Source organism: Lysinibacillus sp. CTST325 (assembly GCF_054665055.1).
Genome location: NZ_BAAFHO010000002.1, coordinates 280,603 through 305,617, shown reverse-complemented (window position 1 = coordinate 305,617; position 25,015 = coordinate 280,603). Strand labels below are relative to the sequence as shown.

At 36.3% G+C, this 25,015-nt stretch carries 24 protein-coding genes and 2 riboswitches; of the genes, 19 read left to right on the top strand and 5 right to left on the bottom strand.

Annotated elements, in window-relative coordinates; genetic code table 11:
• Positions 1-3 precede the first annotated feature (3 nt).
• The gene (locus ACYQ73_RS06905; RefSeq protein WP_460011793.1) at positions 4-693 is read left to right on the top strand and encodes a Dph6-related ATP pyrophosphatase; all 690 of its coding nucleotides are present in this window, start codon (positions 4-6) and stop codon (positions 691-693) included.
• A 476-nt stretch (positions 694-1,169) separates the two neighbouring features.
• Here ACYQ73_RS06905 and ACYQ73_RS06900 read toward each other — a convergent pair whose 3' ends face one another.
• On the bottom strand, positions 1,170-1,286 hold the full coding sequence (locus tag ACYQ73_RS06900; RefSeq protein WP_132362314.1) for a YjcZ family sporulation protein: 117 nt from the start codon (positions 1,284-1,286) through the stop codon (positions 1,170-1,172).
• A gap of 467 nt (positions 1,287-1,753) precedes the next feature.
• On the opposite strand from ACYQ73_RS06900, the gene ACYQ73_RS06895 reads away from it, so the two are divergent.
• Both ACYQ73_RS06895 and ACYQ73_RS06890 read left to right on the top strand, forming a co-directional pair.
• The gene (locus tag ACYQ73_RS06895) at positions 1,754-3,562 is read left to right on the top strand and encodes a M3 family oligoendopeptidase (RefSeq protein ID WP_460011792.1); all 1,809 of its coding nucleotides are present in this window, start codon (positions 1,754-1,756) and stop codon (positions 3,560-3,562) included.
• 49 nt (positions 3,563-3,611) lie between these two features.
• Positions 3,612-3,734 carry an NUDIX domain-containing protein gene (locus tag ACYQ73_RS06890; RefSeq protein WP_460011791.1) on the top strand — a complete coding sequence of 41 codons (123 nt, stop codon included), beginning with the start codon at positions 3,612-3,614 and terminating at the stop codon, positions 3,732-3,734.
• A gap of 317 nt (positions 3,735-4,051) precedes the next feature.
• On the opposite strand, the gene ACYQ73_RS06885 is transcribed toward ACYQ73_RS06890, so the two are convergent.
• On the bottom strand, positions 4,052-4,177 hold the full coding sequence (locus ACYQ73_RS06885) for a hypothetical protein (protein WP_460011790.1): 126 nt from the start codon (positions 4,175-4,177) through the stop codon (positions 4,052-4,054).
• A gap of 293 nt (positions 4,178-4,470) precedes the next feature.
• Positions 4,471-4,663, top strand: a riboswitch (cobalamin riboswitch).
• A 149-nt stretch (positions 4,664-4,812) separates the two neighbouring features.
• Here ACYQ73_RS06885 and nikA point away from each other — a divergent pair.
• The 5 genes from nikA (at position 4,813) to ACYQ73_RS06860 (ending at position 9,850) form a co-directional block, all read left to right on the top strand.
• Positions 4,813-6,426, top strand: coding sequence for a nickel ABC transporter substrate-binding protein (gene nikA, locus ACYQ73_RS06880; RefSeq protein ID WP_460011789.1), 1,614 nt, complete (start codon positions 4,813-4,815; stop codon positions 6,424-6,426).
• A gap of 71 nt (positions 6,427-6,497) precedes the next feature.
• Positions 6,498-7,451, top strand: coding sequence for a nickel ABC transporter permease (gene nikB, locus ACYQ73_RS06875; protein WP_460011788.1), 954 nt, complete (start codon positions 6,498-6,500; stop codon positions 7,449-7,451).
• A 1-nt stretch (position 7,452) separates the two neighbouring features.
• Positions 7,453-8,253, top strand: a complete 801-nt coding sequence (locus ACYQ73_RS06870) for an ABC transporter permease subunit (protein ID WP_460011787.1) — start codon at positions 7,453-7,455, stop codon at positions 8,251-8,253.
• 10 nt (positions 8,254-8,263) lie between these two features.
• Positions 8,264-9,037, top strand: a complete 774-nt coding sequence (locus tag ACYQ73_RS06865; RefSeq protein ID WP_460011786.1) for an ABC transporter ATP-binding protein — start codon at positions 8,264-8,266, stop codon at positions 9,035-9,037.
• Between the two features lie 12 nt (positions 9,038-9,049).
• The gene (locus tag ACYQ73_RS06860; protein WP_460011785.1) at positions 9,050-9,850 is read left to right on the top strand and encodes an ABC transporter ATP-binding protein; all 801 of its coding nucleotides are present in this window, start codon (positions 9,050-9,052) and stop codon (positions 9,848-9,850) included.
• Between the two features lie 272 nt (positions 9,851-10,122).
• Here the strand turns inward: ACYQ73_RS06860 and ACYQ73_RS06855 are convergent, their stop codons facing one another.
• Both ACYQ73_RS06855 and ACYQ73_RS06850 read right to left on the bottom strand, forming a co-directional pair.
• Positions 10,123-11,037: a C40 family peptidase gene (locus tag ACYQ73_RS06855; protein WP_460011784.1), complete on the bottom strand. Its 915-nt coding sequence runs from the start codon at positions 11,035-11,037 to the stop codon at positions 10,123-10,125.
• A 68-nt stretch (positions 11,038-11,105) separates the two neighbouring features.
• Positions 11,106-11,351: a hypothetical protein gene (locus ACYQ73_RS06850; RefSeq protein ID WP_460011783.1), complete on the bottom strand. Its 246-nt coding sequence runs from the start codon at positions 11,349-11,351 to the stop codon at positions 11,106-11,108.
• Between the two features lie 198 nt (positions 11,352-11,549).
• Between ACYQ73_RS06850 and ACYQ73_RS06845 the strand changes: the two genes are divergently transcribed.
• The 11 genes from ACYQ73_RS06845 (at position 11,550) to ACYQ73_RS06795 (ending at position 23,727) form a co-directional block, all read left to right on the top strand.
• Positions 11,550-11,915, top strand: coding sequence for a DUF2089 domain-containing protein (locus ACYQ73_RS06845; protein ID WP_018393054.1), 366 nt, complete (start codon positions 11,550-11,552; stop codon positions 11,913-11,915).
• Positions 11,916-11,928: 13 nt separating this feature from the next.
• Positions 11,929-12,318 (top strand): SHOCT-like domain-containing protein, encoded by a 390-nt coding sequence (locus tag ACYQ73_RS06840; protein ID WP_460011782.1) that lies wholly within the window; start codon positions 11,929-11,931, stop codon positions 12,316-12,318.
• Positions 12,319-12,328: 10 nt separating this feature from the next.
• The gene (locus ACYQ73_RS06835) at positions 12,329-12,610 is read left to right on the top strand and encodes a hypothetical protein (protein WP_460012312.1); all 282 of its coding nucleotides are present in this window, start codon (positions 12,329-12,331) and stop codon (positions 12,608-12,610) included.
• An 879-nt stretch (positions 12,611-13,489) separates the two neighbouring features.
• Positions 13,490-13,684, top strand: a riboswitch (cobalamin riboswitch).
• Positions 13,685-13,876: 192 nt separating this feature from the next.
• Complete coding sequence (gene mmgD / locus ACYQ73_RS06830) at positions 13,877-14,998, top strand: citrate synthase (RefSeq protein ID WP_460011781.1); 1,122 nt, start codon at positions 13,877-13,879, stop codon at positions 14,996-14,998.
• A gap of 98 nt (positions 14,999-15,096) precedes the next feature.
• Positions 15,097-16,530 (top strand): bifunctional 2-methylcitrate dehydratase/aconitate hydratase, encoded by a 1,434-nt coding sequence (locus ACYQ73_RS06825; protein ID WP_460011780.1) that lies wholly within the window; start codon positions 15,097-15,099, stop codon positions 16,528-16,530.
• Between the two features lie 76 nt (positions 16,531-16,606).
• Positions 16,607-17,521: a methylisocitrate lyase gene (gene prpB / locus ACYQ73_RS06820; protein WP_460011779.1), complete on the top strand. Its 915-nt coding sequence runs from the start codon at positions 16,607-16,609 to the stop codon at positions 17,519-17,521.
• A gap of 36 nt (positions 17,522-17,557) precedes the next feature.
• Positions 17,558-19,216: an acyl-CoA dehydrogenase family protein gene (locus tag ACYQ73_RS06815; protein ID WP_460011778.1), complete on the top strand. Its 1,659-nt coding sequence runs from the start codon at positions 17,558-17,560 to the stop codon at positions 19,214-19,216.
• 27 nt (positions 19,217-19,243) lie between these two features.
• Complete coding sequence (locus ACYQ73_RS06810) at positions 19,244-20,029, top strand: enoyl-CoA hydratase-related protein (RefSeq protein ID WP_460011777.1); 786 nt, start codon at positions 19,244-19,246, stop codon at positions 20,027-20,029.
• A 13-nt stretch (positions 20,030-20,042) separates the two neighbouring features.
• Entirely contained in the window at positions 20,043-21,107 is a 1,065-nt protein-coding gene (locus ACYQ73_RS06805; RefSeq protein WP_460011776.1) for an enoyl-CoA hydratase/isomerase family protein, read from the top strand.
• A 446-nt stretch (positions 21,108-21,553) separates the two neighbouring features.
• Positions 21,554-22,189: an HD domain-containing protein gene (locus ACYQ73_RS06800; protein ID WP_460011775.1), complete on the top strand. Its 636-nt coding sequence runs from the start codon at positions 21,554-21,556 to the stop codon at positions 22,187-22,189.
• A gap of 32 nt (positions 22,190-22,221) precedes the next feature.
• On the top strand, positions 22,222-23,727 hold the full coding sequence (locus tag ACYQ73_RS06795; protein ID WP_460011774.1) for a succinate CoA transferase: 1,506 nt from the start codon (positions 22,222-22,224) through the stop codon (positions 23,725-23,727).
• 100 nt (positions 23,728-23,827) lie between these two features.
• On the opposite strand, the gene ACYQ73_RS06790 is transcribed toward ACYQ73_RS06795, so the two are convergent.
• On the bottom strand, positions 23,828-24,778 hold the full coding sequence (locus ACYQ73_RS06790; RefSeq protein WP_460011773.1) for a LysR family transcriptional regulator: 951 nt from the start codon (positions 24,776-24,778) through the stop codon (positions 23,828-23,830).
• Positions 24,779-25,015: the final 237 nt, after the last annotated feature.

Genomic DNA, 25,015 nt, shown 5'->3' with positions numbered 1-25,015 from the left:
TGCATGGCACAATTAATGGATTGGAAAAATAATGCTCGAGGGCATAAATTTATAGCTTCTTTTAGCGGAGGAAAGGATAGTGTCTTAGCTTTATTTAAAGCAATGAAGGTTGGAGAAGCGCTTGGATTAATCGTCATGTTGGAGGAAGAAGGAGAGCGTTCCAGATCTCACGGAATGCCTCCGGAACTCATACATGCTCAAGCGAAATCTATAGGTTTACCTGTTTATACTGCAGCAGCCAGCTGGACAGACTATGAAAAAGTATTTATGCGCCTTTTAGAAAAAGCTAAAAATCAAGGGGCAGAAGTGTTAGTAACAGGAGACTTAGATATGCCTGAACATGGCTGCTGGCATGACAAGGTTACGAAAAATGTTGGGTTAAAGCTAGGCATGCCTTTATGGGAGATGGATCATCGTGATGCTGTTGAAGAGTTCATAAACCTAGGATTTGTTACAATCATTGTAACTGTTAATTTATCCTTGGGTATGCGCGAGGAAGATTTAGGGCGGACGTTAACCCTTGAATACATAAAGGAGCTTGAAGCTCGGGGTGTTGACCCTTGCGGAGAAGGTGGAGAGTTCCATACTACAGTATTAGGTGGACCAATTTTCAAACAACCTATTTCTGTTCGTAAATGTGCGATTATTAGAAATGGAGAATATGCTTTTTTGCCTTTAGAACTAGATCATTAACTAAATCTTGCAGATACGTGCAAAAGAGTATAGTTGATAGCGGAATAAAAAACAGAAAATAACATGGGACATCATCTATCTATTTTAGATGGGGTCTCATGTTATTTTTTTGTCTGCTTGCAAAGAATGTTTCAATGTTGGACTAACTATATGTAGTTGGGGATCAATAAGGTTTCTTCGTTATCATCCGTATTAATAACGAACATAAGTAGTAGAAATGCCATTCCACCATCAGCTGAAAACGTCGCTAATTAAATAAAACACGACCATTTCATTTGCCAATAATAGAATGTGAATAAGGAGTTTTCTTCTGGCACAAAAACGACACTCAGTGCTTCTTTAGATGCGACTCAATACTAAACTTTGATTTATATTAAAAGGGCCACCGGAGGATTGTGACCCTTAGTAAATATTCGAAGGGAAAGGATAACTTTATATTATCCTAAAAATTATGGGATAGATGGCGGTATTGGGTATTAATAGAATCCGATGAAGCTAGTGCCGACAATAATCAATAGAATAAATAGCACAACGATTAGCGCAAATGCTGAACCAGTACCATAACCACTACCGCTACCGCAATATTCAGACATAGTTATTACCTCCTTTCTACAATCTATAATATGAATAGTTGTTAAAAGGAACTGCGATATTTATCTACTCATTGAATATAAATTTTAAAAAAACCTTCCCATAGCAGTTGTTCTGTCAATTTTATCTTGCAGGAATACTAAAAGAATATCTTTTGCTTCAAAATCTTCCATGATTTCAATGAATGCTTTGTACTTCGACAATTGCATCAAACTGAAGTGATAACGACTGATTTTGCGTATTAACACGCGCATACCTAAACCTGCCTTTCTTTATACCTTAACTATGCCAAAGAGGGAAGTAACGTATATATTGACCATTTGATTTTGGTTATATTAGTAAATTAACAATATACTGAAGCAATTGCACAAGATTGTTAAATAACACTCACTAATGTTCCATGATGTGATAAGATGGGAATGTATGTTTGATTATTGCTGAATAGTTAAATTTAAAGGGGGAGAAATAATTGGGCGAAACAAAGTATAGCCAAGTATGGAACTTAGATAGTCTGTTCCAAGGTGGAAGTAAATCATCTCAATTACATGACCATATAAGATATTTAGAAAAAGAAATTTCTGAATTTGAAGAAAAAACAAATTCCTTTAATGTTCCACAAACAATAAATGAATCAATTAATGTTGCGGTTTTAGTTGAATACATAGGAGACATTCGAACTAATATTTCTCAAGCAAATTCTTTTATAACCTGCCTTCTTGCTCAAAATCCAAAAGATCAGGATGCTATAATTCTACAAGGAAAAATTACGAGCATAAATACACGTTTTGAATCTGCATTGAAAAAAGTGAAAAATACTCTGGTGAAAATTGATTACCATTTGTGGCAAGGTCTACTGAATACTGATGTTTTAGCAAACTTTAAGTTTATACTGAATGAATGGCGTGAAAACGGTGAGACAATCCTTTCAGATGGAGAACAAAATTTAATATCAGACCTCATGGTAGATGGATATCATGCTTGGGGGCAATTTTATAATTCTTTTATGAATACTATTACGATTAAAGTTCAAATAAATGGAGAACAAAAAAATTTATCCGTAGGACAAGCTATCAACTTACGTTCACATCCTAATGCAGATGTTCGTAAAGAAGCCCATATTGCTTTAGAAGATACATGGAAAGAGAATGAAGAACTATTCGCGAAAATATTAAATCATATTGCAGGCTTTCGATTACAAGTTTACAAGAAGCGTGGCCTGGATAATGTAATACAAGAATCTTTAATTAAAAATCGGATGAAGGAGGAAACGCTTCATGCGATGTGGTCTGTAGTAAATAAATTTAAAAAACCCTTCACTGACTACCTAAATCAAAAAGCAAAACTAAATGGCTATAAAAAGATGCAATCATTTAACTTTTGGGCACCTATTACAACAAAAAAACAAAAAATTAAATACGAAGATGCTGTTAATTTTATATTGGAGCATTTCAGTGAATTCGGTACAGAATTAGAAAATTTCTCTAGAAAGGCATTTAGTGAAGGGTGGATAGAAGCTGAAGATCGTGCAAATAAGTCAGCTGTTGCATTTTGTTCAGGTTTTCCACTTTCGAAAGAATCAAGAGTTTTCATGACATTTGGCGGTACAATTACAGATGTATTAACACTTGCGCATGAATTAGGACATGCCTTCCATAACGATGCAATGAAATCTATTAATGGAATGAATAAACAATATCCAATGAGCATTGCTGAAACTGCTTCAACATTTTCAGAGATGATTATATTAGATGCGGCAATGCAAAAAGCTAAATCTACTAATGAAAAATTATTTTTACTTGATGAGAAATTAAAGCGTAGTGTCATGAATTTCATGAATATTCATTCTAGGTTTTTATTTGAAAAGAAATTTTATGAAGAACGTAAAGAAGGAATTGTTTCATCCTCACGCTTAAACGAAATTATGCAAGAAGCAATAGATGAAGGATATGATGGTTCTCTTGATAATCCTTCAGTGCATTCATGGATATGGACACCACATTATTATATTACACAATCTCCTTTTTATAATTTTCCATATTCATTCGGATATTTGTTTGCATTGAGTTTATTTGCAAAGGCAAAAGAAGAAGGTAAAGAATTCGAAAGATGTTATTTAGATTTGCTTCGCGATTCAGGGAGTATGTGCACAGAAGATTTAGTGATGAAACATTTAGGTGAAGATATCACTTCGGAAACTTTTTGGAAAAAAGGAATTGAATTATGCATTAACGATGTGGATGAATTTATCAAATTAAGTAGTGAATGTATCATTATTTAAAGATGACGAAATCTTTAATAAAAGAAAATAAACCTACTGACATTAGTGGGTGAACTTTCCCGGTGGACGTATTGAATATGGTGAAAACATCATCCATGCAGCTCGTAGGGATGTGAACGAGGAAATGGGCTTTGATGTAAAAGCTAACGGTATTAAAGCAAATGGCAGATAACTTAGTAGTAGAGAATGTACATTCAATTATTATTTAAAATAAACAATTAGGTGAACAATTCATATTTTATTAATGTGGGTTACCGTTTGGGGTCTCGCCAACCAAATGATATATATCCCATGTTTAGCGAATTTCGAAAAAACGAAAGCCAATTTCTTGTATGCTAAGAAGTTGGCTTTGTTTGTGCATTTTGAATTTATCAATTTAAAAGTCTTATTTTTTTACATATAAGAAATCACGCTTTGAATAAAAAAAGATTGATTTCGATCCTCCTTATTTCACTAAAGGCCTTGTTAGCTCAGAATAAGGAATTAAACTTAATTAGGCTTAATGTATTCTCCTGTTGAAGCATTAAAGCCCACTGCATTCATTTTTGTTTGGTCACTATTCCAACCTATCACTAATAGTAGGGTAACATTTCTCTCCTTATCTTTAATAAGCATAAAATTATTTGTAAAAACTCTTTTTTAGGGTAAGGAGAAGTACCAACACTCGTTAAATCATTTGTATAATCAATTTTTTCGTCATCCTCGTGGGTTTTGGAAGAATCCCATGAAATTGATACGATCTATACGCTGTTTTCATTGAAGAAAGCGTGACTAAACATAAAAAGAAGGTAAACGAGGCCAGAGTAAGATACCTGGCCTTGTTGTGTTAGTCATTACTAGCAGGTTTTTATTATATTCAGAAAATAAAATTGACGCGAACATTAGAGCATGTTATGTTTAATACTAATTTCATAGCAACCATTACAAGTTTGAGTGAAATAAGCTTTCATTCAATTAAAAGGAAAATGGGTGTAAATCCCATGCTGTCCCGCAGCTGTAAATGAGGAGTTTTGTTTCGATTACCACTGAGTGATTACTTGGGAAGGTGAAGCAAAATCATGATTCATGAGCCAGAATGCCTGCTTGTAAGGAGATTCATTGATGATCTACGAAAGATAGGGAGATGGATGGGTGCTTGCTCATAGTAAGTTATTCTGTCCTTATTCTTTTGGAATAAGGTTTTTTTATGCCTTCTATCAATCAGTAGATTCTCCATTTAGTGCACCACAAACAAAGATAGGAGACAGAAAATGAGATTGACAAAGTATTTACTTCCTTTCACACTTATTTTGATGTTCAGTTTACTCACTGGCTGTACAAGCACTGAAAAGGAAGAGACAGCATCGAAACAACAGACAGACGAAAAAATGATAACGATTGGATGGCCATTAGATGTTGGTCCATTAAATCCCCATACATATTTACCAAATCAAATGACAGCACAAGCAATGGTCTATGAATCATTGGTTGAATATAACGATGATGGAACAATTACGCCGAAACTAGCAGAAAGTTGGGATATCTCAAAGGATAAAACGTCTTATGTTTTCCATTTGAGAAAAGATGTCAAGTATTCTGATGGAACGGCTTTTAATGCAGACAATGTGATTCGTAACTTTCATGCAGTTTTAGCTAATCGTGATATGCATTCTTGGATGGGCATGGTCAATCATATTAAAGAGGTTGTGAAAGTGGATGACTTTACAATTCGTTTGCAATTGGATGAACCTTATTATCCTGTGTTAAACGAACTTGCCTTTGTAAGACCTTTCCGCTTTTTAGGTGATAATGGATTCCCTGAAGGTGATGCGACGCAAGATTCAATTAAAGCGCCTATTGGGACAGGCCCATGGGTATTAACAGATTACAAAAAGGATGAATATGCTTTATTTAGTCGCAACGAAAACTACTGGGGAGAAAAACCTCTTGTAGAACAAATAAAAGTAAAAATTATCCCTGATTCAGAATCTATTTCGTTGGCCTTTGAAAACGAAGAATTAGATTTAATATATGGTCGCGGCATCATTAGTTTAGATAACTATACGTTTTTAAAAGATAGTGGGAAATATAAAACGGCTACGTCTGAACCTTTGTCTACGCGTGCTTTACTGTTTAATACACAGTCAGGTCCGTTAGTAGAATTAAAGGTACGTCAAGCGATTCAATATGCAATCAATAAGGAGCAAATGGTTGACAGTATTACACATGGTACTGAAAAAGTGGCCAATACACTATTTTGGGATGCTGTGCCTTATGCCAATATTGATTTAGCTCCAATTTTATATAATCCGAAAAAAGCGCAACAATTGCTAGATGAAGCGGGATGGACGCTACAGAAGGGTGAAAAAATTCGCTCTAAAAACGGACAGCCACTAACATTAGATTTAATCTACATTGCAACAGATGCGATACAAAAACCTATGGCGGAACTAATGCAAGGTGAACTAGCAAAAATAGGGGTACAATTGAATTTAGAAGGCGCAGATGTGATGGTAGGTTTGCAAAAATTAATGGATAATCAGGTCGATATAAATTTCTGGCGTACAAATGGACCACCAACAGATCCACATAGCTTTGCTAATGAATCAGCTACACCAAACGCTAATGGTGTCTATGAAGCGAAATTAGGCTTACCAAATGCCAAAGAAATCGATACTAAAATTCATCAATTATTAGTAGGTACAGATGAAAAAGAGCGAGTGCAACTTTATACGGATATTTTAACAAAGTTCCATGACCAAGCACTATTCTATCCTATATCTTACGAAACAAATAACGTGATTTATCAGCCATATATGAAAAATTTTGCTCCACGTGCATCTGAATATGATATTCCATATGCACAAATGGAAAAAGAAAAATAATTGTAAAAGAGAGAGTATGTCGATTAAAGACAGCTCTCTCTTTATCATAGGATTGAGTAGGAAGTGACAGCATGTATGAATCGACATGGATGTTTTGTTTAAAAAGAATTTTAACATTGCCGTTTGTATTATTGGGCGTATCCATCTTGACCTTTGTATTTATTCGTTTCGTTCCAGTAGAGCCCGCTGAGGTCATTCTTAGATTGGCGAGAGTTGCGCCAACAGCAGAAGCCATTCAAGCATTGCGTGAAGAACTTGGAACAGACAAATCTTTTTTTATTCAATATTTGCTATGGATAAAAGGCGTTTTGCATTTAGATTTTGGGACATCTTTTGTTAGTAAATTGCCCGTGGCACATGAGCTATTCGCTAAATTACCTGCAACCATTGAATTAGCTGTTGCTGCATTTGTGTTGATTTTAGGAGTAAGTATGCCATTAGGGATCATAAGTGCCTTGTATAAGCATTCCATCATCGATAAAATAATTCGACTATTGACTATCATGAGTGTATCCATTCCAACTTTTTGGTTAGGTTTTTTACTACTATATGTATTTAGTTTGAAATTAGGGATCTTCCCGACAAATGGAAAGGGCACACTAGCTCATTTAGTTTTACCTGCACTCGCATTAGCTTTACAGACAATTGGACTGTTCGTGCAGTTTATCCGTACAGCCATCATTGAAGAATTACAACAGCATTATGTTCAATACGCGCAGCTAAGAGGATTAAAAAACTCTGTGATCCTTGTACGCCATGTTTTGAGAAATGCTGTTATTCCGCTATCTACTGTGTTAGGTATGACGCTTGGTAATTTACTAGGTGGTGCAGTAATTGTGGAGCAGGTTTTTAGTTGGCCAGGACTCGGGAGGTATTTAATAGAATCCATTATTAACAGGGATTACCCGGTTGTACAATGCTATGTATTGATTATTGCAGTCATCTATGTGCTTGCAAATTTATGCACAGATGTATTGCATCGTCTATTGGATCCTCATCTGATGATGAAGGACAGGAGAGATTGAAGTGAGCCTATTACATAAAGAACGAAGATTATTTAGTCTAACGATACTGCTGGTCATTGGTTTGTTAGGGCTGTTTGCGCCAATTTTAATGCCCCATGACCCTTTAGCAGTCGATATATCAAAGAAATTTTTAAGTCCAACATGGGACTATCCGTTAGGTACAGATCATTTAGGAAGAGATGTTTTCTCACGATTGCTTTTAGGCATTCGCTATTCTTTAGGATCAGCGCTCGTCATTCAAATAGTAGCCATTCTTTTAGCGATCTTACTAGGTGCATTTGTTGCGCTAAAAAGAGGGATGATAGATTTCTTATTTATTCGAATATGTGATATTTTATTAGCTTTTCCTACACTTGTCCTTGCATTTGGACTTTTAGGTTTATTAGGTCCTAGCTTAAAAAATGTGTTAATCGCGCTTATTATTACACAGCTTATTTATTATTCAAGATTGATAAGAAGTTTGTTTATTGGGATGAATGAAAAAGATTTTATTCAAGCAGCACGAATCAGTGGCACTTCTGGAATCAAATTAATCTTACGCCATTATATCCCCAATTTACTGCCACCTATCGTAACAATTGTCGTATTAGATATAGGAAAGGTTATTTTAGAAATTGCAGGCTTTTCATTTATTGGACTTGGCGTGCAGGCCCCCATCCCTGAATGGGGGATGATGGTGAATGAAGGAAAGCAATACATCCGCCAACATCCTGAATTAATGCTTTATCCTGGACTTGCCATCGTCCTTGTTGTGCTATTATTGAATCATTTGGCAAGTAGTTTTAAGAAGCTTGACCAGTAAAGGGGTAATTATGGAGAAAGTTTTAGAAGTGCAAGACTTAACGGTAAAAATCGGTGAGAAAAATATAGTAACCTCTATCAATATAACAGCCTATAAAGGGCGTGTCTTAGGGATTATAGGGGAAAGTGGTAGTGGAAAGACAATGCTTTGTCGAGCCATCATGCAATCATTACCGGCTTCGGCACAGATCACACAAGGCCAAATCATTTACCAACAAGAAAATTTATTGAACATATCAGCCGCTAAATTGAGAACGTATCGCGGAAGGCATCTGTCTATGATTATGCAAAATCCATCTACAGCTTTTGATCGTATTCAAACAATCGAAAGTCATTTTCGAGAATCATTAAAAGCTCATTTTGTGATGACTAAAAAAGAAATGAGACAGATTGCCCTTGATGCCATGTATAAAGTCAACTTACCCAATCCAGAGCAGCTTTTGCACTATTATCCTTTCCAATTAAGTGGCGGGATGCTACAGCGAGTAATGATTGCTTTGTCATTGGCGATACAAGCTTCTTTATATATTGCAGATGAACCAACGACAGCTCTTGACACAGTCAATCAAAAACAAGTATTAACACTATTTAATCGTATTCGCTCGGAAACGGAGGCCGCTATTATTCTTGTGACGCATGATATAGGTGTTATTGCTGAACTAGCTGACGATGTGGCCGTGATGTATCAAGGAGAGATTATTGAGCACGCAAATGTCTATGATTTTTTTGATGCGCCTCAGCATCCCTATACAAAAAAACTTTTACAATCAAGAATAATGTTTTAGAGGTGAAAAAATATGACGCTGCTAGAAGTGAACAATATAGAGATGCATTTTGCTCACAAACCATTCATGTTCAAACGAGGACAGGAAGCTCCTGTATTACAAAATGTTACATTTTCACTTCAGGAAGGTGAATGTTTAGGAATCGTCGGTCAAAGTGGTTCAGGCAAAAGTACATTAAGTCGCATTATTTTAGGAATTGAACGACCAACTAAAGGAGAGGTTCTATTTCAAGGTATCAATCTTTACGAAACAACAAGTAAACACAAAAAAATAATACGTAGAGATTTACAGGCTGTCTTTCAAAATAGTTATCATTCATTTAATCCGAAGCAGACGATTTTTGAAATAGTAGAAGAACCTCTCCTTAATTTCGAACGTTTCAGCAAAACAGAGAGACAACAAAAAGTAAGAGAATTACTAGACTGCGTGGAGTTAGAAAGTACAATTGCTCAAAACTATCCTTCGCAACTTAGTGGTGGGCAACAGCAACGTGTCAACATCGCCAGAGCTCTTGCTTTAAATCCGAAATTGATTGTATTGGATGAAGCCATTAATAGTCTTGATATGATTTTGCAGAAGCATATTATACAATTGCTACAAACACTTCAAAAAGACATGCAACTTGCTTACATTTTCATCTCTCATGACTTACAAGCAACACGTTTTATGTCAGACCGAATCCTCGTGATGCAACAGGGTCAGCTAGTTGAGGAGATTGGGAAAGATGGAGCATACAAGCATCCCGCATCTCTAGAACTATACAATGCTATTTTGCCATCGCATCCTCGAGAAAGAACTATCAAAAATACGTAAACTATTACGGCAGCAACTATTCGCACACTTGCTGCCATTTTGGGGTCAGAGATACCTATTGTTTCAAGACAATCTTAACCATCATCGTATTTATCTTAACGCTATTTGTTCCAGATCAAACAACCTAAATAATTTTTAAGTCAGTACAATTAGTACTGGCTTATTTATACGTCTAGTGATTGAAAGTATGGGGGAGTGTGAAATGATATTGCCTAGAAGCAAAAGAACGAAAAAAGGCATCTCATCCATAGATGAAACACCTTTTCTTTAAGTTATTGAGCTAATCGTTGGAGGAAGGTATCTAATTGTACTAGTGTGACATTGTCTTCCACGCCGAACATATTGTTACCTTTACCAATCGTAATTTTATTGGAAGAGAGGATGGCTACATAATTGTAAGCCCAATGCGAACTTGGAACATCAACAAATTGTAACGCTGTCCCTTGTTGTTTTAAATGGAATGCTTCCACTAAAACTTTCGATAATTGACCACGTGTTATAGGAGAACCTGCATTGAATTTTCCGTTTACATCACCCGTAAAAACACCAAGTTTTTTTAGTGCTTCCGCAGCACCTGCATATTTAGACGATGGGCCTACATCAGGAAAACTTGAATTGGTATTACTAGTATCTAAATGTAATTGATTTGCCAGTTTAAGAGCTACCTCTCCACGCGATGCATATACGCTAAAGTCCACTTCAGTGCCTTTTACTTCTCCCAAATCATTTTCAGTGAAGTTTGCAATGCGTTTTGCCCCTACGTAACGAGATCCCCAGTAATAAGGATCATTAATTTTATCGATTTTAACCCCAGAACTTGTAGTAGCTGAAATAAAATTGCTGTCACCTATGTATATGCCAACATGGGAAACACCGCTCCCCGAAGTATTAAAAAATACAAGATCCCCAGTCTTCAACTGATTTTTAGTAATCGAAGTACCTTGCTGATATTGAGCTGTAGATGTACGTTGTAGTGAAATCCCTAACTTAGAAAAAACAATTTGTGTATATGCTGAACAGTCTATACCTGTCTTAATATCTGTTCCTCCATATTGATAAGGAACACCTATATATGCTTTTGCTGTACTTGTTAAATCTGCTATCGTTGCCGCTTTTGCATCATGCACACCCACACCTGTGAAGAACATAAACGATGCGAAAATCGGTAATAACCATCTTTTCTTCAATTAAACCTACTCCTTTCAAAAAGCTTTCGCAATTGAATAAAGTAAGAATAGCATGAAACAGGCATGAGTTATTTTTCATTAATATTACCGATTCCCCTTAAACAGCAAAATTGAAACCTTAATTTTAACTGTGTAAAACTTCTGCAACAATCATGGGCAATTTTACTAAAAATAGTTAGAATAATTGGATGAAAAGGGGTTAAAGTGTTGATTTGGATGTTTAATCCAACAGACAAACCGTTATATATGTTGAAGGTTTTCTCAATAATTGTTGCTATTACCACTATTAGCTTGCTTGCATTTTCATCTGTCATGCTTTATAAGCATCACGTTTTATGTCAGATCGCATACTCAAGAGTTGGAGTTTTTCTAGTCGAAGAATGCGGATAATCAATAATATTGAATATCGAATTAACATTATTGATTTTAGGTGTTATAAAAATTAATTTTATTGTTCACATTTTTAATTATTTGTTATATAATCAAATCAATTAAAAGGAAAGGACTTAACTATGGCTTATAAAGTAATCACAAATTGTCCTGTCTGCAGTAAAACATTGAAAATTACAAAGTTACAGTGCTCTCATTGTCACACGACGATTGAAAATGAGTTTGAATTATCTAAGCTGGCATCCTTATCAAAGGATCAGCTTCATTTTGTGGAAGTATTTTTAACATGCAGAGGGAATATCAAAGAAGTTGAAAAGGAACTGGGGATTTCGTATCCAACAGTTCGAGGAAAGCTAACAGACATCATTTCATCCCTTGGCTATGTGCAGAAGAAGAAAAATGAAGTAGACGAGAAAAAAGTTGTCACTATGTTGGAAAATGGCGAAATCACACCAGAAGAAGCCATTAAACTCTTAAAAGAAGAATAAGGAGGAATTTATTATGAAAGAGGAAATCTCAAGAGTGTTAACAATGGTTCAAGAAGGTAAGATTGATGCAGATAAGGCATCGGAACTAATTCAAGTATTAAAAGAGAAAGCAGAAACAGAGGAAAACCTTTTAGAAACACCGACTAAATATTTAGATAAAACTTTAAAAATTCGTGTTGTATCAGCCGAAAATGATAACGTCACGGTCAATTTGCCTTTAAAGCTTGTCAAGGTTGTATTAATGGCTGGACACAGCATCGCAGCGAGTATCCCTCAATCGGAAAAATACGTTAAAGATATAGACATAAACCTTATTATCGAAGCAATCGAAAATGAATTAGATGGCCAAATTGTTGATATTAAATCGGCTAACGGGGATACCGTTTCGGTCATTATTGAATAGTGATTTGCTTATGATGTATGTAAAAGTGAAAGCTAAAGACGTTCGGTTTACCATTCCAGTTCCATACGCTATGTTAAACATTGTTATTTCAATTTTGTCTTCAAAATTTGTTCAGCAAAAAGCAAACAAATGGACAAAAGAGCACTTCGAAAGAAAAAAACTGAACTTTACCTTTCCGCTAATTGACAAAGAAGCGCTAAAGCCTATTGTCAAGGAACTGAAAAATTATAAGGGAATCGTGCTAGTCGATGTCAAAGCTAAAGACGGTACTGAGGTTAAGGTTAAACTATAATTTACAACTCCTTATTAGCATTTTGAAGTAAAAAGCCTAATTTTCTTGCTTACAATATCGAGAAAATCAATAAAGTTATTTCATTTTAAAATTCACAGACGAGCATAATCGGCTCTAATTTAGAACGTGTTATAGCAAGTATTATTATTTTGGCGAATCGATCACAATCCTTGATACTTCATAAATCGCCACTATAGAAATGTAAATTTAATCAAACGAAAGAATAAATAACCTATCTATTTATTCCCACGATTTGCAATCATGTATGATTTAGTGGAAACTTTCTCAAATTGGGATGAGGGTTTAATTATACTCAAGCGTGAATAAAAAGAGCATGTTTTTTATCAAAAACATGCTCTTTGTTATTTAAAGAAAACGAATGATTACATATAATTTGATAGAAAAGTTTATGCAACACTTTTTTGAATTATTATTAAATTAGTCATATGTAAAATAGCTATGTAAATCCCTCGATTTATCCTCAATGTCCACGAGTTACTTCTTTCACGGCTTGCAACTTCCTCTAAAGTTTCGTTTAGTTCCATCAAGCCCCCAGATAATCCCCCAATCTAACGTATCCGAACGATGTTGAAAGAGTATCTTCTTGTCATCGTTTCCCACAGGAATTGTCGATTCGGTGCTTATAATTGGTTTGCAATAAGTATTAGCATTTACTAAATAAGAAGCCTCTTTTCTTTTTACAAGCTTTGAAAATGGCTTTGTTGATATCCATTAACAATCTTTTTTGTACGAAATAGTGCTAAAAAATGTAGGATAGTTCTTGAAAAACGAAAAATAGCTTTTTATGATCAGGCTTCTCTAAATTTCAACTATATTGATTGTTTTGAAAACTCTATGTTAAGGTGAATAGACAAATTGAATATGCTGAATTTTGGTGGTTCAAATGGATTGGATTCCATTTGATTAAAAGGGAAGTTGGTGAGAGTCCAACACTGTCCCGCAACTGTATTTAGGAGTTCGATAACAAGGCCACTGTTTTGTTTGTCAAAATGGGAAGGTGTTATTGTAGCGTTGATCATAAGTCAGGAGACCTGCCACTAAGGTAAGCATCAATTGACCTACGAGGATAGGGAGGTGTTAGCTACTGCATGATCTTTGTGAATTCATGTAAATTCACTGTTTTTTTGCTCTGTCATGCTTTTGTAGATTAACAACTTCTAAAGGGGTAGAAGTTGTTTTTTTGTTGTTCTTTCGTGTTTGAATGGTAACGCTTACAAGAATAATTAAACAAAGGGGTTGTAATGAATGGAGTTAAATTATTCACCAGGTCTCGATGGAATCATTGCCGCTGAAACAAAGCTATCTTTTTTAGACACTGTAGGAAGTCAAATTGTTATTCGAGGGTATGATTTGATTGAATTATCACAGAGATATTCGTATTTAGACATTGTCTACTTATTGTTACATGGGGAAATACCAATTACCGAGCAACGAAATGACTTACAGGACAAGTTGAAATTTAATTACGAGGTTCCACAGGAGATATTTCAAATTTTCAAGTTATTGCCTAATGGGACACATGCTATGGATGGACTTAGAACAGGAATTTCTGTTTTAGCAGGCTATGATGAGCAAATCAATAATCGTTCTACTGAAATGAATTTGATGCGAGCATATAGACTTTTAGGTGGCATGCCAAACATCGTAGCGAATAGCTATCGAGTATTAAATGGTCAAGACGTCGTGGAGCCTGATAGCCAGCTTTCCTATAGTGCTAATTTTTATTACATGATTTCTGGCAGAAAACCAACTGCGTTAGAAGAAGAAATCTTTGATCAGTCACTCGTTTTATATAGTGAACATGAGATGCCAAATTCAACGTTTACAGCTCGTGTGATTGCCTCTACACATTCTGATTTGTATGGTGCTTTAACTGGGGCTGTCGCATCATTGAAAGGTAATTTACATGGTGGGGCAAACGAGGCAGTGATGTATATGCTTCTTGAAGCCAAAACAGTAGAAGGCTTTGAGACATTGCTGAAAAATAAACTACTAAATAAAGAAAAGATTATGGGCTTTGGCCATCGTGTATATATGAAAAAGATGGACCCAAGAGCGCAAATTATGAAAGAGGCTTTGCACAAATTATGTTTGGAGCAAGGGGATGACCGTTTATATCACATGTGTGAAGCTGGCGAAAAAGTGATGGTACAGGAAAAAGGATTATACCCAAATTTAGATTATTATGCGGCACCAGTGTACTACATGCTTGGTTTGCCGATTGAAATATTTACACCAATCTTCTTTGGCTCACGAACGATTGGCTTATGTGCTCATGTGATAGAGCAGCATGATAATAATAGATTATTTAGACCTCGTGTCAATTATATTGGCGAGCGTCATAACCTTGAAGAATTATCAGTATAATCAAGTTTTAACAACTCACCATAGAGCTGATGGGCATTCTGACCAATGTCCATCAGTATACTAGTATGGCAAAATTATACAATGAAAGGAAGATATAGATGATTAAAACAAATGAAATTTCTAAAACAGATCAATTACTAACTGATATTGCCGATTACGTATTAAATACAACGATTACAAGTGAAGAAGCATACGAAACAGCACGTTATGTTTTATTGGATACTTTGGGTTGTGGCATTTTAGCCTTACAGTATCCTGAGTGTACGAAACTTCTTGGTCCAGTAGTACCAGATACAGTCGTCCCTAATGGCACACGTGTTCCAGGAACTTCCTATGTTCTTGATCCAGTTAGAGGCGCCTTCAATATCGGTTGTATGATTCGTTGGTTGGATTATAACGATACTTGGCTTGCGGCTGAATGGGGACATCCATCAGATAATTTAGGTGGGATATTAGCTGTTGCAGATTATTTGAGTCGCGTACGTATTGCAGAGGGTAAAGAGCCTCTTAAAATGAAAGACGTTTTAGAAATGATGATACAAGCCCATGAAATACAAGGCATTCTAGCACTAGAAAATAGCTTAAATCGTGTAGGTTTAGATCATGTTCTGTTTGTCAAAATTGCGACAACAGCCGTTGTGACAAAGGCATTAGGTGGCTCTCATCAAGAAATTATCAATGCGTTGTCAAATGCTTGGATTGATAATTCGAGCTTACGAACATATCGACATGCACCTAATACTGGTTCAAGAAAATCATGGGCTGCTGGAGATGCAACAAGTAGGGCAGTGCAAATAGCTATGATGGCTGTGAAAGGCGAAATGGGTTATGCAACTGCCCTTTCAGCACCTGGCTGGGGATTCCAAGACGTTCTCTTTAATAAACAAGAATTAAAACTTGCGAGACCACTTGCATCTTATGTCATGGAAAATGTTTTATTCAAAGTTTCTTATCCAGCCGAGTTTCATGCACAAACCGCCGCGGAATGCGCAGTGCATTTACATCATGAAGTGAAAAATCGATTAAATGAAATTGAAAAAATTGAAATTACTACACATGAATCTGCCATTCGCATCATCGATAAAGAGGGACCTCTCAATAACCCAGCTGATCGTGATCACTGTATTCAATACATTATAGCAATTGGTCTCATCTATGGCGACATTACAGCAGACCACTATGAAGATGATGTGGCCGTAGATCCACGTATCGATGACTTGAGAAATAAAATGGTGGTCGTTGAAAAAACACAATATACAATGGATTACTTAGACCCGGAAAAACGCTCGATTGCCAATGCTGTACAAGTTTATTACAAAGATGGCACATCATCAGAGCTAGTTGAGTGTGAATATCCATTAGGACATCGATTCCGTCGTGAGGAAGCATTCCCTCAAATCATTGATAAATTCCAGCAAAACATTGGTACACATTATTCTCAAAAACAATTCAATAAAATTAATCAGATTTGTGCTGATAAAGAGCTTGTCGAAAATAGCTATGTTCATGAATTTGTAGATTTATTCGTTTAAATTCATTCCGCAGATGGCACGGAATCAGAAAAAAGTTCTTTGTGCAGCATAATTGATTATTGGGAGGTTTTTATAGATGGCGTGGATTGTGAACGAAGCAATTTCACAAAAACAAATGGCACAACAGTTTCGAGCTCTCATAACTCGTTCAACCATTTTACAAATACCAGGAGCTCATGATGCAATGGCTGGTTTAATGGCTAAAAAAGTTGGCTTTGAGGCATTATATCTTTCTGGAGCTGCCTACACTGCAAGTAGAGGCTTACCTGATTTAGGAATGATTTATTCAAATGAGGTTGCTCAGCGTGCTAGCGATATTATCCGAGCTACTAATTTACCAATTCTAGTGGATATCGATACTGGCTTTGGTGGTGTATTAAACGTTGCTCGCACAGCTCGTGAAATGGTAGAGGCAGGGGTGGCCGCTGTACAGCTTGAGGATCAAAATCTTCCTAAAAAATGTGGTCATTTGAATGGTAAAACACTCGTCTCCCAAGAGGAAATGATACAAAAAATAAAAATGATTAAACAAATAGCACCTACTTTAGTTATTGTTGCCCGAACTGATGCAAGGTCTGTAGAAGGTTTAGAACAGACTATCAATAGAGCCAAAGCCTATGTAGCAGCCGGAGCGGATGCTATTTTCCCAGAGGCTCTACAATCAGAAAAAGAGTTTAAACAATTTGCAAGTGAGTTAGATGCTCCTTTATTAGCCAATATGACTGAATTTGGACAAACACCGTATTATACGGCTAAGGAGTTCGAAAAAATGGGCTATTCGATGGTTATTTATCCCGTTACATCCATGAGAGTAGCAGCCAAAGCATATGAACGAGTGTTTGACTTAATAAAAAATACAGGGACTCAAAAAGAAGCTATCGAGGATATGCAAACTAGAAGTGAGTTATATGAATCAATCTCTTATTATAAATTCGAAGATTTAGATAGTGAGTTGACGAAAACCGTCTTACCTAAAGAGGAAATAAAGTAATTTGCTTTTCTCCTCTTTCTTTCAAGGAGGGCTAGTATGGATAAACTAGAAAACAAAATGACGATCTTTACACCTGAGGACTTTCAGGATGAGGAAAAACTCATAGCAAAAACTGCAGAGCTGTTCATTAAACAGGATGTTTCACCTAATATTTCAGCTATTGAGCAGCATCAATATGATGTCACTCGTCAATTATTTCAAAAAGCAGGTGACCTTGGTTTACTTGCCATTGAAATCCCTGAAGCCTATGGGGGTCTTGAACTCAATAAAAAAATATCAGGGCTAGTTGCAGAAAGGATGGGTTATGGGAGCTCCTTTAGCGTATCCTACAATATTCATGCAGGAGTTGGCACATTGCCCTATGTCTATTTTGGGGATGAGTCACAAAAGCTGAGGTACTTACCAAAGCTGGCCTCAGGTGAATGGATTGGAGCCTATGCCCTGACGGAGCCAGAAGCGGGTTCAGATGCCTTACGTCCAAAAACAAATGCGATTTTGAATGAGGGTGGCACAGCATGGGTATTAAACGGTGAAAAGCAATGGATTACCAATGCTCAGCTAGCAGATATCTTTGTTGTTTTTGCGAAAACAAACGAGGGAATGACTGCTTTCATTGTAGAACGTACCTTTACAGGGGTATCTGTGGGGCAAGAAGAAGAGAAGATGGGCATTAAAGGGTCTTCGACGGCTACACTTATTTTAGAGAACGTTGAAGTACCGCGTGACAATGTTCTTGGCAAAGTCGGAAAAGGACATAAGGTTGCCATGAATATATTGAATATGGCGCGTCTAAAGCTAGCTTTTTCAAACATTGGAACTTCCAAACAGGCACTACAATTAGCCGTGAATTACGGTAAAGAACGGAAACAATTTCAAAAACCAATTGTTGATTTTACAATGATACAGGAAAAACTTGCTGACATGGCGATCTTAATTTACGGTGCAGAAAGTGCTGCATACCGAACAGCTGGTGAATTGGATGATGTCATTAAGTTAGCTAGTAAAGAGTCAATAGTTCAAAAAATAGCCGATTTCGCTATAGAATGCGCAATCAATAAAGTCAATTGCTCAGAAGCACTTGGAAAAATTGTAGATGAAGCTGTACAAATACATGGCGGATATGGCTATATGCAGGTTTACGAGGTAGAACGTTTATATCGTGACGCAAGAATTAGCCGTATTTTTGAAGGAACGAATGAAATCAATCGTTTAACAATCGCAAAAATGTTATATAAAAAGCAAGCGCAAACAGCTTCTACAGATAAAATTTCAGTAGCTTATCAACCCGCAGAAAGCAATCACCAATACATCCAGCTTTCCAAGTACTTAATACAAGTAGCCATTGATGTCATTGCAAATGCACAGATTAAGCTGGAGCAAGAGCAGGAATACATGCGTCTGTTGGCTGATATGGCAAAAGATGTTTATATTATGGAATCCTCTTTGCTGAGATTGGAAAAGGCAGCACATGAAAAAACGAAAAACTTGATGACCGAAATATTGTGCCAGGAAGGCTATCGTAAAATAGAAAAAAGTACAATTGACATTATTTCTGCTGCTGAAACAAATGAGCAAATACGAAAAACATGGCTGGATGATATTCAACACTTAAACATCCCGCTACATCAGAATCTCTTTATGAAGAAGAGAGAGATTGCGAGAATGATCATCAACAAACCAAAGTCTATTAGCTAATTCTCATAAAACAGGAGGAAAACGATTATGGTCGATACATTTGCAAATGTAAGCAAAGAAGGTTCCATCACAACCATTCATTTAGATCATCCACCAGCAAATACTTTGTCATCCGCATCTATTGAAAATCTTCGTTTTATTTTCAAAGAGCTAGCAGAGGACGAAGAAACAAACGTCATCATTATTACAGGCTCCGGGCGATTTTTTGCCGCTGGTGCAGATATTAAGGAATTTGTTTCTGCCTTTGGGCAACAGGAAAGAGCACTGCAAATGGCCAAGGCAGGACAAGCTCTATGTGATGAAATTGAAGCCATGAAAAAGCCTGTTATTGCTGCCATTAATGGTCCAGCACTCGGAGGTGGACTAGAGCTAGCGTTAGGCTGCCACTTTAGAATCGCTTCTAGTAATGCCATTGTTGGCTTACCAGAATTAAAACTCGGGCTACTTCCAACATTTGGAGGCACACAACGACTTAGCAGAATGACGAGTCAAGCAAAGGCTCTACAATTAATTTTAACAAGCAAACAATTAAGTGCCGATGAAGCCCAACATCTAGGTATTATTCAAATGGTGACAGAACCTGAGGAACTTCTACCAACTGCAAAAGCTGTTGCTCAATCCTTTGTTGATGGTAAAAGTATGACAAGTGTATCCCGTACAATTGAATGTATAATTCAGGGCAGGAAAGATCATCTTCAAAAAGGATTGGAACTTGAACGAATACGTTTTGCTGAGCTATTTTTAACAGAGGATGCTAAAGAAGGCGTCCAGGCGTTTATTGAAAAAAGACAGCCAAACTTTAAACATTCTTAAGGGAGGGTCCAATATGGAAAACGAAGTAATATTTTCGGTCAGTGACGGTGGAGCAGCCGTCATTACGCTGAATCGACCAAAAGCTTTAAACTCACTTTCAACTGAAATGCTAAAGCCCATCGGAGAGAAATTGAAGGAATGGCAAGCCAATGATCAAATTCACCTAATCATCCTAAGAGGCGCTGGTGAGAAAGGATTTTGTGCTGGCGGCGATATTAAAACACTCTATGAGGCTCGCTCCAGTCAGGTAGCTTCAAAAAATGCCGAAGTCTTTTTCGAAGAAGAATATCAAGTAGATATGGCTATCTATCACTATCCTAAACCGATTATTGCCTGCCTCGATGGCATTGTCATGGGAGGTGGAGTCGGTTTAACCTATGGGGCTAGTCACCGAATCGTTACTGAACGGACAAAATGGGCTATGCCAGAAATGAATATTGGCTTCTTTCCAGATGTTGGAGCTGCCTATTTCCTAAACAAAGCACCAGGCTATGTAGGATACTATTTAGCTTTAACCGCATCTGTCATCCAAGCTGCGGACGTGCTCTTTGCCAATGCTGCTGATAGCTATATGACGAGCGATAATCTACAAAAATTTCTTGGACGCGTTGAACAGACAGACTGGCATGCACAGGAAACGAATACTGCTTTAAAGCAATTAATTGAGACATATTCAAGTAAAACATTTGGAAACAGTAAACTTGCCAGCATTCAAAATGAAATAGATCAACACTTCTCAAAATTCACAGCGGAAGAGATAGTAGAGTCCTTAGACAATGACCCAAGTAAATTTTCACATGAAACAAAGCAGTTACTTCTGTCGAAATCTCCATCATCGTTAAAAATTACGTTAAAGCGGCTTATAGATGCGCGACATAAAACATTAGAAGAATGCTTTGCGACTGATTTAATCTTGGCTAAAAACTTTTTAAAACATAACGATTTCTTTGAAGGTGTACGTTCTGTCGTCATTGATAAAGATCGAAATCCACAGTATACCTATAAATCATTAGCTGAATTTACAGATGACGAGATGAAAAAGTTCTTTCAAGATAACAATGAGACAGTAACGAAGTAAGAACGATTAAATATAATATCAATAAACACGGAAACCATCTACTATTTAATAGGTAGATGGTTTCTTGTTCGTAGTTATTTCTTAAAAAAATTTGTCTGTCTAGAATACGTAACAATTTCTTATTCCTTTTTTCAACCAATTTCGAAATTAAAATCGAAGGTTACTTTTACTAGGTGAGTTTGTTTAAAAGGAAAGAACGGTTGAGGTATGTTAACGGCAACTTTTTCATAATAGATCTTTTCCCATCAGATCATTTAAGACAAGTTATATATCTTATTATCTCATGTTTTACTTGCCGAAAAGATTTAAGTAAGTATCTATTAAATGAAAGATCATAGATAAAATCTATGGTTATCATAGAAATTATAGAATTGATATATAGAAAATCGATTCTTATAATTCTTTATAAGCAATAGTTGCTACTTTAAATAAGGGAGGTACTACTGATGACAAATATTGCGGGCATTAAAATTCCTGACAGCCGTTTGGCAATAGAAGCTCAGGATATATTAAAAGAACATGGTTCTGAATTGCTATGGAATCACTCAAATCGTGTTTATATGTTTGGGGCACTTCAAGGTAAAAAAGCACAGAGAACATATGATGAAGAGCTGCTCTATGTAAGTGCTCTGTTTCATGATTTAGGTTTAACAAAACAATATAGTAGCGTAGATAAACGCTTTGAGGTAGATGGCGCAAATGCAGCACGTCAATTTCTAGCTCACCATCATATTGATGATGACTCAATACAACTTGTTTGGGATGCCATCGCACTACATACTACGATCGGTGTTGCTGAGCATAAAGAAAATGAAGTTGCATTGCTGTATGCCGGAGTAGGCCTTGATGTAATGGGAGACGGTTATCATGATTTGACGAATGAAGAACGAAATGAAATTATCAATGCTTTCCCGCGTAACCAGTTTAAACAAAATATTTTGCCAGCATTTTTTGAGGGATTCAAACATAAACCCGAAACGACATTTGGCAATATAAAATCTGATGTTTGTGCATTGTTCATTCCAAATTATAAATCTAAGAACTTTTGTGATTGCGTCTTGCACTCACCTTGGTCTGAATAAAAATCGATAGTAGATAAGGGGATTCATATAGTATGTTAAAACTAGCACATAAGAAAATTCGTCACGTTGCCTTACAAAATAGTGTTGTATCTGCTCAAGAAGCAGCCACTTGGATAAAAGATGGGATGTTATTAGGAATGAGTGGCTTTACAAGGGCAGGCGATGCAAAAATAGTACCACTAGCGCTTGTAGAAAAAGCTAAAGAGGAAAAATTCCAAGTTGATGTTTATACAGGAGCCTCACTTGGTCCAGAGGTAGATCAACAGATGGCTGAAGCTGGTATTATTCGAAAGCGAGCACCCTATCAAGGTGATCCAGCTATTCGTCGTATGATTAATAATGGAGAAATACTGTACACGGATGCGCATGTTTCACATAATGCAGAGTTAATTCGTCAAGGAATTGTAGGACCTATTGACTTTGCTATAATTGAAGCTACTGCAATTACCGAAGATGGCTTGCTGATACCAACAACTTCTGTTGGAAACTCTCCAATTATTATGCAAATGGCTAATGAAATTATTATTGAACTAAATGTTTCGCATCCTGACTCTTTAGAGGGAATTCATGATATTTATATTCCTGATGTACAAGGGAAGAGAAGTCCTATTCCTTTAAATAGTGCAGGGGAGCGAATTGGAACTATTGGTATCCCGTTAGATATTAGTAAGGTACGTGGCATAGTGCTATCTGAAAAAACGGATGCTCCATCAACAATTGTACAGCCAGATGAGGAAACCGCTAAAATGGCCGAGCATTTACTCAATTTTTTACGTGATGAAGTTAAGGCTGGTCGTTTAACAAAAACATTAGCACCTATCCAATCAGGCGTAGGATCCGTAGCAAATGCGGTTTTAAATGGTTTTCTAGAATCAGAGTTTGAGGATTTAGAAATATATTCAGAGGTGTTACAGGACGCCGTATTTGAATTAATAGATGCAGGAAAAGTGAAATCCGCTTCCGGTACGTCTATTACACTTTCACAGGAACGTGGTGAGCAAGTTTATCGTCAGCTAGAAAACTATAGAGATTGTTTAATTTTACGACCGCAAGAAATATCCAATCATCCAGAGATTATTCGACGTTTAGGATTAATTTCCGTTAATACAGCACTTGAGGTTGATATTTATGGAAATGTAAATTCGACACATGTTTCAGGCTCTAAAATGATGAATGGCATTGGAGGTTCCGGTGATTTCGCTCGTAATGCTCGATTAGGAATATTCGTCACAAAATCCTATGCAAAGGGTGGTAATATTTCAAGTATTGTCCCTATGGTATCTCATGTAGACCATACAGAGCATGATGTGGACGTCGTTGTTACAGAGTTCGGGGTAGCTGATTTACGTGGTTTAGCACCAAAAGAACGGGTGCCTCTATTAATTAATAATTGCGCACACCCTGATTATCGTCCGCAATTGTGGGCATATTATAATGCTGCTGTAGAAAAGACTGGTCATCATCACACACCTCACGTATTAGAAGAGGCGCTGTCTTGGCATGTTCATCTAGCGAAAGCTAAGACAATGAAAAAATAAGGAAATGATAACTAGGCATAGTGCTTAGTCATTAGAAAAATAGAATCCACTAATTACGGCCAAAGTATTGCTGTGATTAGTGGATTTCTTATTGTTTTGTTTATTGAGATTTTAATAATGATTGAATTAGTTGTCGACTCTTTTCTGAAATTGAAAAGCCAGCTTCTTCAAGTCCCTCAACCATTAAACGAATAAAAGCTTTCGCCGCAAAATTAATGAATTTATCTTTTCTATAAAGAAGTACAATTTCTCGCGTTAATGGTGGCGCATAGATCGGTCGCTCACAAATAGTATTCGTTTTATAGAGGTTGCACAGTGTTTTCGAAATAATTGTTGCCCCGACATTTTGTTCAACTAGATTAAAAATGGCTTGAACACTAGCTGTCTCTATTTTAGGTTTCACATGAAGCTTTTCTTTGCGAGCTGCACTATCAATTACTTTCCTACATTGATGGATAGGTGGAAATAATATAAGCGGAAGCTCTAAAACATCTTGTAAGGCTATTTTTTTAGAGGCAAGTAGTGGATGATCGTTATGAGCAACGAATAGTAGTTCTTCAGTAAACAATGGGATGATCTGAAGCTGTTCTTCCTCATAATCGAAGTACTCTTGTTTATAGGACATCGCAAAATCGATTTTATTGTCTTTAAACTGTTTTAATAAATCATCCGAGCTATTGATGCAGATTTGTAAATCTGGATAGTCAAGATGAAAGTCTAACAAATAGTCCGACACTAAATTTGTTAATTCACCAGGTAAAGTACCAATCACTAATTTCCCTGCTTTTAATTCTTTCAGTTCAATTATCTGATTGCTTGTATTATCAATTGCGCGGAAAATATGAGTACATTGTTCATGCAATATTTTACCAGCATCTGTAATCGCTATTTTTTTCCCTAGACGATCGAATAGTGGAATGCCCAGTTCATTTTCCAATACTTTAATTTGATGGCTAAGCGTCGGTTGAGAAATATTCAATTTTTCGGCAGCCTTTGTAAAATGAAGCTCATTACACAGTACTAAAAAGTATTCAAGCTGTCGTATCTCCATATACGTACCTTCTTTAATAAAATTATTTCTTACTATTATATCATTATTCAAATAGAGAACCGTATAAATCCCCTGAGAAATAAAATCAAATTTTAGCTAGTTATTAAAGAACCAACAGCTTCTATTTCAATGTTACAAAGAAACTTATAATTGGTTTTGTAAGATTTGGGAGATGAGTTAATACATTAGAAGTGTTAGGAGTTGTTTCTTTACCTGATAGTAAGTAAACCTCTAGAT

Bases quoted from the DNA above. Each gene is read 5' to 3' on its own strand.
- ACYQ73_RS06795 (WP_460011774.1), top strand. From the start codon at position 22,222: ATGTTAAAACTAGCACATAAGAAAATTCGTCACGTTGCCTTACAAAAT.
- ACYQ73_RS06815 (WP_460011778.1), top strand. From the start codon at position 17,558: ATGGATAAACTAGAAAACAAAATGACGATCTTTACACCTGAGGACTTT.
- ACYQ73_RS06790 (WP_460011773.1), bottom strand. From the start codon at position 24,778: ATGGAGATACGACAGCTTGAATACTTTTTAGTACTGTGTAATGAGCTT.
- ACYQ73_RS06835 (WP_460012312.1), top strand. From the start codon at position 12,329: ATGATGTATGTAAAAGTGAAAGCTAAAGACGTTCGGTTTACCATTCCA.
- ACYQ73_RS06845 (WP_018393054.1), top strand. From the start codon at position 11,550: ATGGCTTATAAAGTAATCACAAATTGTCCTGTCTGCAGTAAAACATTG.
- ACYQ73_RS06885 (WP_460011790.1), bottom strand. From the start codon at position 4,177: ATGCTTATTAAAGATAAGGAGAGAAATGTTACCCTACTATTAGTGATA.
- ACYQ73_RS06810 (WP_460011777.1), top strand. From the start codon at position 19,244: ATGGTCGATACATTTGCAAATGTAAGCAAAGAAGGTTCCATCACAACC.
- ACYQ73_RS06805 (WP_460011776.1), top strand. From the start codon at position 20,043: ATGGAAAACGAAGTAATATTTTCGGTCAGTGACGGTGGAGCAGCCGTC.
- ACYQ73_RS06825 (WP_460011780.1), top strand. From the start codon at position 15,097: ATGATTAAAACAAATGAAATTTCTAAAACAGATCAATTACTAACTGAT.
- nikA (WP_460011789.1), top strand. From the start codon at position 4,813: ATGAGATTGACAAAGTATTTACTTCCTTTCACACTTATTTTGATGTTC.
- ACYQ73_RS06860 (WP_460011785.1), top strand. From the start codon at position 9,050: ATGACGCTGCTAGAAGTGAACAATATAGAGATGCATTTTGCTCACAAA.
- mmgD (WP_460011781.1), top strand. From the start codon at position 13,877: ATGGAGTTAAATTATTCACCAGGTCTCGATGGAATCATTGCCGCTGAA.
- ACYQ73_RS06850 (WP_460011783.1), bottom strand. From the start codon at position 11,351: ATGACAGATGAAAATGCAAGCAAGCTAATAGTGGTAATAGCAACAATT.
- nikB (WP_460011788.1), top strand. From the start codon at position 6,498: ATGTATGAATCGACATGGATGTTTTGTTTAAAAAGAATTTTAACATTG.
- ACYQ73_RS06840 (WP_460011782.1), top strand. From the start codon at position 11,929: ATGAAAGAGGAAATCTCAAGAGTGTTAACAATGGTTCAAGAAGGTAAG.
- ACYQ73_RS06905 (WP_460011793.1), top strand. From the start codon at position 4: ATGGCACAATTAATGGATTGGAAAAATAATGCTCGAGGGCATAAATTT.
- ACYQ73_RS06900 (WP_132362314.1), bottom strand. From the start codon at position 1,286: ATGTCTGAATATTGCGGTAGCGGTAGTGGTTATGGTACTGGTTCAGCA.
- prpB (WP_460011779.1), top strand. From the start codon at position 16,607: ATGGCGTGGATTGTGAACGAAGCAATTTCACAAAAACAAATGGCACAA.
- ACYQ73_RS06865 (WP_460011786.1), top strand. From the start codon at position 8,264: ATGGAGAAAGTTTTAGAAGTGCAAGACTTAACGGTAAAAATCGGTGAG.
- ACYQ73_RS06800 (WP_460011775.1), top strand. From the start codon at position 21,554: ATGACAAATATTGCGGGCATTAAAATTCCTGACAGCCGTTTGGCAATA.